Below are 421 nucleotides of genomic sequence, written 5' to 3'. Positions count from 1 at the left end.
TCCGATCACGAACGGGCGAATCGCGCGTTCCGCGGCGTTGTTGTCGAGTGGCAGGTAGCCTTCCTCGACGTAGCGCTCCAGCTTGCTCCAGTTGCTTGCGAGATAACTGATGGCTTTGCCCAGGGCGTTCTGAGCAGTGGCCTGTGGCTGCGTCTTGTCGATCCCCGTGTTTCATCGCAGTGGATGACGCGACTGGCCAGCAGACTGTCGCGCATCAGATTCAGCAGTGGTTGCATGTGCTCGACGCACTGGATAACCCAGCGAGCCAAGGTCTGGCGAGGGATATCGATGCCGTGGCGGCCCAGTACTTTTTCAAAGCGGTGAAGCGGCAAACCGTCTACATATTTGGTGGTCAGCAACATCGCCAGAACGCTGGGGCTGGCCATGCTTTTTTCAATCAGCTGAGCTGGCTTGTCCGCAG

The 421-nt window shown here is 58.4% G+C and carries 1 pseudogene; it reads right to left on the bottom strand.

What is annotated here, in order from left to right:
* Positions 1-421, bottom strand: a pseudogene (locus tag QBK88_RS30720) (IS66 family transposase); the annotation flags it as partial.

Source organism: Pseudomonas sp. RIT-To-2 (assembly GCF_029623465.1).
Taxonomy (GTDB): domain Bacteria; phylum Pseudomonadota; class Gammaproteobacteria; order Pseudomonadales; family Pseudomonadaceae; genus Aquipseudomonas; species Aquipseudomonas silvicola.
This window is presented reverse-complemented; position numbering and strand designations above follow the sequence as displayed.